This is a genomic window from Mycobacterium sp. NGS50 (assembly GCF_059812545.1).
This window is the reverse complement of sequence record NZ_JCALCW010000099.1, coordinates 1-442: the sequence shown is the minus strand read 5'-3', so window position 1 is coordinate 442 and position 442 is coordinate 1. Positions and strand designations below refer to the sequence as shown.

Here is a 442-nt window from a genome sequence, read left to right as displayed (position 1 = left end):
GCGGTCGCTGCAACAAATGTGGACGGGTCTGACAGTAGTCGTTGGAGTTCTTCGGCGGGGGTGCGCCATTTGAAGCGTTTGCGGGGTCGGGCGTTGAGTTCGGCGGCGACGTTGTCGAGGATTCCGGGGCCGTGGAAGGACAGGTCGGTGCCTTTGGGGAAGTACTGGCGAAGCAGGCCGTTGGTGTTTTCGTTGCTGCCACGCTGCCAGGGGCTGTGCGGGTCGCAGAAGAAGATGGGCAGTCCGGTGGCCTCGGTGATCTTGGTATGCAACGCCATCTCACAGCCTTGATCCCAGGTCAACGACCGGCGTAACACCTCGGGGATCTCGGGGATCTTGGCGGTCATCGCCTCGGCCACGGTCGCGGCGGTGTGATCACCGGGTAGGTGCAGCAGCATCACGAATCCGGTGGTGCGTTCCACCAGAGTTCCGATCGCTGATG

At 62.7% G+C, this 442-nt stretch carries 1 protein-coding gene; it reads right to left on the bottom strand.

All coding sequences use genetic code 11. The features are described from left to right. On the bottom strand, window positions 1-442 hold a 442-nt coding region (locus AC5Y36_RS25855; RefSeq protein WP_500043826.1), incomplete at both ends, for an IS30 family transposase.